The organism is Peribacillus sp. P4_D6 (assembly GCF_056401795.1).
In genome coordinates this window covers 1-6501 of record NZ_JBFUIQ010000169.1, presented here as the reverse complement: position 1 = coordinate 6501, position 6501 = coordinate 1, and the positions used below count along the sequence as shown (strand labels likewise).

Genomic DNA, 6501 nt, shown 5'->3' with positions numbered 1-6501 from the left:
GCGAAGGCTTTTTCTATCACGCGCCCTCGTTCATCAACAAAACAAGCGTAATGAACATGCTTGGCAATATCCATACCAACAACGAGTGTATTTTCAGTAACTTGATTAATTTTTTCATTCCATTTAAACTGCATAGAGAAGTCCTCCTTGTTTGATGCTGAGTCAATGGTCGTTGACACTCATGCATCATACAAGAGGGCTCTTTTTCTTTCAAGACTTCGAACATCCTTCTAACAGGAATGCTGCCCCTATAGTTGCATAAGAAAAGGAGTTGCTGATCAGCAACTGGTAATGAATTAAAGCACCCGTTAGTTTTTCAGTGGCCTCACTAATTTGATGGTCTCTTTCAACGTTCCGAACTATTTTGTTTTTGTTTCAATGCGAGAGCTTTTTCTCGGCGTTCTTTTAATTCCATAGTGCGAGTTTCGTTTACGTTAATTTTTTCTGAACGTAAACGTTCAATCGCTTCATCAATGATTTCAATTTCATTGTCGTAGTCTTTGAKTTTTCGATATGTCATTGCATACGACCTGTATAATGCTGGAGCATTGTAGCCGTTATATCGGGCTATATCAAATAACTCAATAGCTCGTTCAAGGTTACCAGTTTTTCGTTCCTTATCGCCTTTTTCCCAATACGGCATCCCTTCGTCAAAGCCTTTATCCCAGTCGTATAGGTTCTTTATATCTTTTAGTGGAACTCGATTGTGAATTGGATTAATCGGTATCTCTTCCGTTGAAACTGTTTCAACTTCGCCAAACTTTTCTTTTAACAACTTCCAAACATCAATTAAATGATAAGTTGGTATGTTTCGCCCTAGCTTCTCTAATGCTTGCCCTTGGCCTATTTCATAATTCGTTACGTAATCGTCACCAATATATATCCAAGCAGTAACTGATTTTGCATATTTACTTTTAAGTATTTTGTTGCCGTTTGCTGACAATAATGCTATTGTTTCACTTTGATACTTGTCTAATTTCCCGCCATAAATGATACTAATTTCATCTTGTACATTTCGAGTGATAAAGACTACTGCTTTTAAATTTTCGTACTTAACTTCATCAAATGATCGAGATTTTATTCCAAAGTAATGTTCGTCTATCTCACTTGCATAAAGATATGAAGCTGTTTCAAATTGCAGCTCAGGCGTGTTAGGACTGCGGTCATATCCGTTACCTCTTTTAGTGAAGAGTGGGATTATGCGGTTCGTTAGTCTATCGTTTGTTTCATTTAATATTCGCGTTATTTCTTTATCCTCTAACTCTATTGCTTGTTCTTCGGTTAACCCAGTTCCAACAAAGCGAGAGTCAGTATCATAAATTTCACGAATTTTTTCAGCTTCATATGCTCGTTCATGGAACACTTTATAACGGTCGCCACGTCCTTTTCCGACATAGAATATTTCGCCAGTATTTTTGATAAACCATTCATACACATAAAAATCTGTTGCTGTACTACCAGTAGAAACGCCCACAGGCGATGAAGAAATAGAAAGCCCATAGTTTTCGTTTTCATCAGATGAAATATTGAAAGATACGCCCATACCTATTCTAACATCGTTAGTATTTTCAGGTGGTTTATTCTTTTTTTCTCGTTTTAGTAATTCTCTCATATCTTCTAGATCTTTCTGATTATCATTCTGTTTTTCTTGCTTTTTACTTCCAAAAAATTTGCTTAACAACCCCATTTTATCAGCCCCTTTTTGACTTAATAGATAAGAAATCTTCACTTACATTTTACCAAAGGAATGCGAAAACATAGCTCATAACACAAGAATGATTATTTCCAAAACTTCGATTTATATATTTTTTGACCATTTCCTTAATTAGGTTTTCAATTGTACTTATTTGCTTTTAATTAATATATTCAAAAAACAAGTTGTACGAATCCTTAATTGTCATATAAATTCCCCCTTCTTTATTTCAAATAGGCTCTGTTAAATTAAATGTTGATTTTTATATAGTAATTAGGGGAATCTTCATTTATTGAGGTTTCCCGTCTTCTTCAATTAAAGCACCCGTTAGTTCAACAAGAAAAGGATTCAAATAGGTTGTTAGTTTAACCTGTTACCACGGTTACTTTTGGTTCTTCACAAGAAATAACATCAATCGTGTGATTTAAGCAGGGAAACTGATAATGTATGTAATTTTCAGAGGGATATACATCTTCTCGTTCATTCGTGGTGTAGCTTTAAAATAAAGTTTGATTAAATTAACCCTATAAACCTTGATAAAAGAGCAAGAGAAAAAGCGTGTTTTGAAAAAAAGATTGATCAAAACACGCTTTTTCTATATTCAATTGAATCACCCTTTTATAAAAAAGTTTGATTATATTACTATGGTCTTTCCTCCATTAAAGCGCCCGATAGTTGAAGATTGTTATTGAACTAAAGTCATCCGTTTGCAACTTGTTATAAATCGTCCAACGAGGAAACAGTTCTTTCGTTCATTTATTTTGCCTCAAAGTTCTAGGGGCTTACTCACCTACCATACCGTCCTTATCATTATCTTGCATATATGGGTATAACCAATGATCACTCGTTATTGGCATACTAAAACCTGCTGCTTTTGCTTCTTTAATCGTCACCTGTCCATTACCGTTAGTATCAACACTAGAAATATCACCGTTTGTGTTTGAACTAGTTGAATCAGAAGGCTCACTGCCTGTTAAACCGAGTGATGAGTTTACTTCATCAGGGTTCACATTGTCAAATGTATCAACGATTTCTCTACCCATTAAAGTATAGGTATACTGATAACTTGAAGGAATCTGCGTTTCCGTATTCGGATATGTGATAATTGCTTCAAAATTAGTAGCTCCACCTGCGTTACGGATCACGTCTTCCATATAAGCTTGATCACCATGTCGGTTAAGCGTACTATCTTGTGGGGCAATATTATAAGCATTCGATACCCCTCCGAGAGAATCAGCAATGATATGTCCTTCATCTAAAACGTCACTTTCGACACCAGGAACCTTTGCCTCATCAGAATAGTATCTGCCAGACGATAATACAGGTTCATTACTGTCATCTTGTATAATGATTTCGTCAGCAATGACACGTACTAGTTGCCCGTATTCATTAGTAAATGCCCAATATTCACGGTCCCCATAACCAATGTCAACGACGACGTTAGGTTCACGATATCCAGACAAATCACCACCATCAACTTCAGTAAGTTTGTATCCTGAGAAGAGTTCATTTTTTGGTTGGGTTGGTGTTTCCTCTACTACTGGTTCATCAACAACCGTAGTGATAGTTTCTTCTTTTTCGCTATTTTTATTTGTTTCCACTGTGGTTACTTCTTGTGGATCTGTTTCTCCATCTGTAACGGATGCATCTTCTACGTTGGTACAACCAACCATAAAGATGGTCGTTAAAAGTAAGATAAAATAGTTCATTTTCTTTTTCATTTTAGGACTCTCCTATAGTAGTTTCATACTGTTCATTCTAAAAATCTCGGAATTTAACATAGATTAACATTGTTAACCTATTGATAATAGTATATTCCAAGATTAACTTTATTACAGTAGATAATTTGTTCGAAGTGTGCAGTATTAAATTTCAATAAAGGCTTGTACAGTTTCAAATTGCAACTCGAATAATGCAGCTGGGATTTAGGGGGAAAAGAAAAACCCTATATTTAATACTGTAGCTTTATAAAAAAGTTTGATCATTTTCCCACCTGTTTTATACAACAATCGCGCCCGATTGCAGAGGATTAAAAAGAATAGAGTTCTAATATTTTTTCTAAGGGTAATTTATTCGGATTACACATGTCAACAAAATAGGGTAACTGCCATTTTTGAGTTTTCATCGATTGATTACTACTCGGACTATCCCAGCTAGGATAAACTCTTAGTGCCATTTTGCCCTTTGTTGAAGTAGACCTAAGAATGTTCTGTTTTAAAAGAATTTCTTTTGGGAAAATAAATTGACCAAACTCATTTTCATTTTTAAAGGTAGTTATAACTAATAAATCAGGGGCTTCCTCATATAAGTAGGGTTGATTTTTATTATTTTCGTCTTTTTCCCAAAATGCAACAAACTGCCCTACTTTGGTAGGGGTTATATTCGCAACTCTGAATCGAACTGTTTTAGAAGATAATTGAAATGTACCAGCACCATACTTAGAATTTTGCTTCTCTTCTTGAACTGACTTTACAGTTAAGTGATTCGACTCATAAATCATTTTATTTACATAAGTTAATGCTGTAAAAAAATTATTCATTTCTTCACTCCTAAATTTCAAACAAAATGGCCCTATGCATTAAGAAAGAGCGCAATTCTTATTCCAGAAATGCGCCCGATTGTTGAACAAAAATATAATTTGCTTACGACCTAATTCATTTTCTATAATTACTAGGCCTTGCACTAATACAATTTTAATAATTCATTTCTAATTATCTATTCCCCTTGCCTTTTCCAATAGCATCATGTATTTCCTCAACAGGAGTATCTGCAAAATAATCACTAATTATCTTATTTAGTTCATGAACCCTCGTACTATTTAGGACTAGCCCTAAATGGTTAGGAACTGGAGTATTAACATTTGTAGGTATATTTTTAATAGTTAAACCGCCTTGTGCTGCATGTTGATATGTAGCATACACTACACCTAGCAGTTCCACAGTATGAAATGGTTCAAATGTTTCCTTATGTATTAGTTTTTTAACAGAAAGTACAGGTGAACCACTTGACCCAGGGTAAATAGCACAATCAATTAGAAATTCTTTCTTTCCTTTATAATTAATACCAGGAGCTGTAGCTAATGTGCCTTTTCTAAAAATGGGATAATTATTTAGTTCATCCCAAAGACCATTTGGATAACCAACAACTATTATATCTTCAGTTGGAAGAAAACTATTTAGCTTGTCATCATGTGGTATCTGTTTAAGACTGATACCATAATAATAAGGTTTTATATTGTCCTTTTCTGTCATTTTATATAAACTAGCTATTGGCATTGCACACAAATCTACATCTTCATCAGGATGCATAAAAAATTCATCAGTAGAAACTACAAATTCACATTGTGAATTTGTTTTCTTGCCATTAATTATATTAGCTGCATGGAATCTTACAGTAATATCGACAGCTCCATCAATTACATGTTTATTTGTTACAATTGATGGGACGTTTAGATATTGTCCATCTCTAAACTGTTCAGCATATCTAACGATGAATCCAGTTCCCGTACTAACACCGTTTTTAAGTCTCGAAGTAATTCTAACTGTTGAGTAATTTAATTCATTAATATTTTTCATCTCTTCAGCTCCTTTAATTTCTAAAACTACGAAAGTAATCAACTATTAATAGTTTAACTTACCAAGTAATAGTTACATAAACTTTATTCAATTTCCTTAGAAGAACTCCTCCACAATCTGGCCCTTTAACGGAACAACTCTATTTTCACTTAACAGTTCCTGAACCCAACTTTTCAGCGTCAAATATTCTTTCCCATATTAATCATAAAAACACCCCTTTGGCTAATCATAACCAAAGGGGAAACGGTATAACTTTATTGCAAACGGTACATCTTTTTTGTGAACGGTATAACTTTATTTGTAATCTACACGTGGCTATTTTTATAAAATCCAAATACCTTGACTTGGTATATATCCGAAATAGCTCTCCCTTTGATATTTCAGAGTTATCTATAGAATATGAAAAACATTCATCAATAACAGAATATGAAATATATGATTCAAATTCTAATTGCACCATAGGTAAATCGATGTTGAACGTGCTTCTATTAATAAGCAATCGTAATGAATTTTCTTTGGTTTCTATTATTTTTTTCAAATATATCCTTTCTCTTGTATCAATTCATTAAAATCCACTTCATTATCACTCATTTCTTAATTTGACTATTTAAATTATACTTCATTTCCCAGTCGTCTTATTGAACTATCCTGCCCCGTTAGTTCCACAAGAAAAAGCTGCCTTAAAGACAGCTCCGATCTTCAGCTAAAGCACAGAAGCCTTTATTTTTCAAATCTCACTAACGTTTTTTCTGGTATTTCAATCTGGTCAATATCAAAGTTATTGATTTGGAGAGTTATCTCACCCTCTCGCTTATCAGTTTCATCTCCAATCCAACAGCTATACAGTTCAAAATAATCCCCTTTTTCAAGATAGCTGTCCATTCTTTTACAAAGTTCTAACAGTTTTACTTTTGATTCAGCACAGGTTTCTTGATTCATATATTCCGAAATCTCAATTCCCCAATGACTTGATACCTCGTAAACATAAGGGTTAGTAAACTGATATTTTTTAAAATTTTGCAGTTCACTATCTCCTGCAAAACATCTTCCAATGTAAAAAGAATCATCTGAATATTCATCATCGTTAATAGGTAATTCTATATTACAGCCAATGTAGGAAGCTAAACTCATTCTTACCGACTCCTTTGATAATCCTTTTTAAACTATTCTGCCCGGTCAGTTGCATAAAGAAAGAGCTGCCTTAAAGACAGCTCCGATCTTCAGCTAAAGCAC

At 34.0% G+C, this 6501-nt stretch carries 5 protein-coding genes and 1 pseudogene; all 6 read right to left on the bottom strand.

Features of this window, described 5'->3' with window-relative positions; genetic code table 11:
* Positions 1-134 (bottom strand): annotated as a pseudogene (locus AC1DVB_RS24350) (IS110 family RNA-guided transposase); the annotation flags it as partial.
* A 212-nt stretch (positions 135-346) separates the two neighbouring features.
* Positions 347-1687 carry a GIY-YIG nuclease family protein gene (locus tag AC1DVB_RS24345; protein WP_477591342.1) on the bottom strand — a complete coding sequence of 447 codons (1341 nt, stop codon included), beginning with the start codon at positions 1685-1687 and terminating at the stop codon, positions 347-349.
* 788 nt (positions 1688-2475) lie between these two features.
* Positions 2476-3414: a DNA/RNA non-specific endonuclease gene (locus tag AC1DVB_RS24340; protein ID WP_377421532.1), complete on the bottom strand. Its 939-nt coding sequence runs from the start codon at positions 3412-3414 to the stop codon at positions 2476-2478.
* 308 nt (positions 3415-3722) lie between these two features.
* Entirely contained in the window at positions 3723-4232 is a 510-nt protein-coding gene (locus AC1DVB_RS24335; RefSeq protein ID WP_063595400.1) for a MepB family protein, read from the bottom strand.
* 172 nt (positions 4233-4404) lie between these two features.
* A complete protein-coding gene (locus AC1DVB_RS24330) occupies positions 4405-5268 on the bottom strand; it encodes a S1 family peptidase (protein ID WP_430756787.1) in 864 nt (287 codons plus the stop codon).
* 720 nt (positions 5269-5988) lie between these two features.
* Entirely contained in the window at positions 5989-6399 is a 411-nt protein-coding gene (locus tag AC1DVB_RS24325; protein ID WP_430756788.1) for a hypothetical protein, read from the bottom strand.
* Positions 6400-6501: the final 102 nt, after the last annotated feature.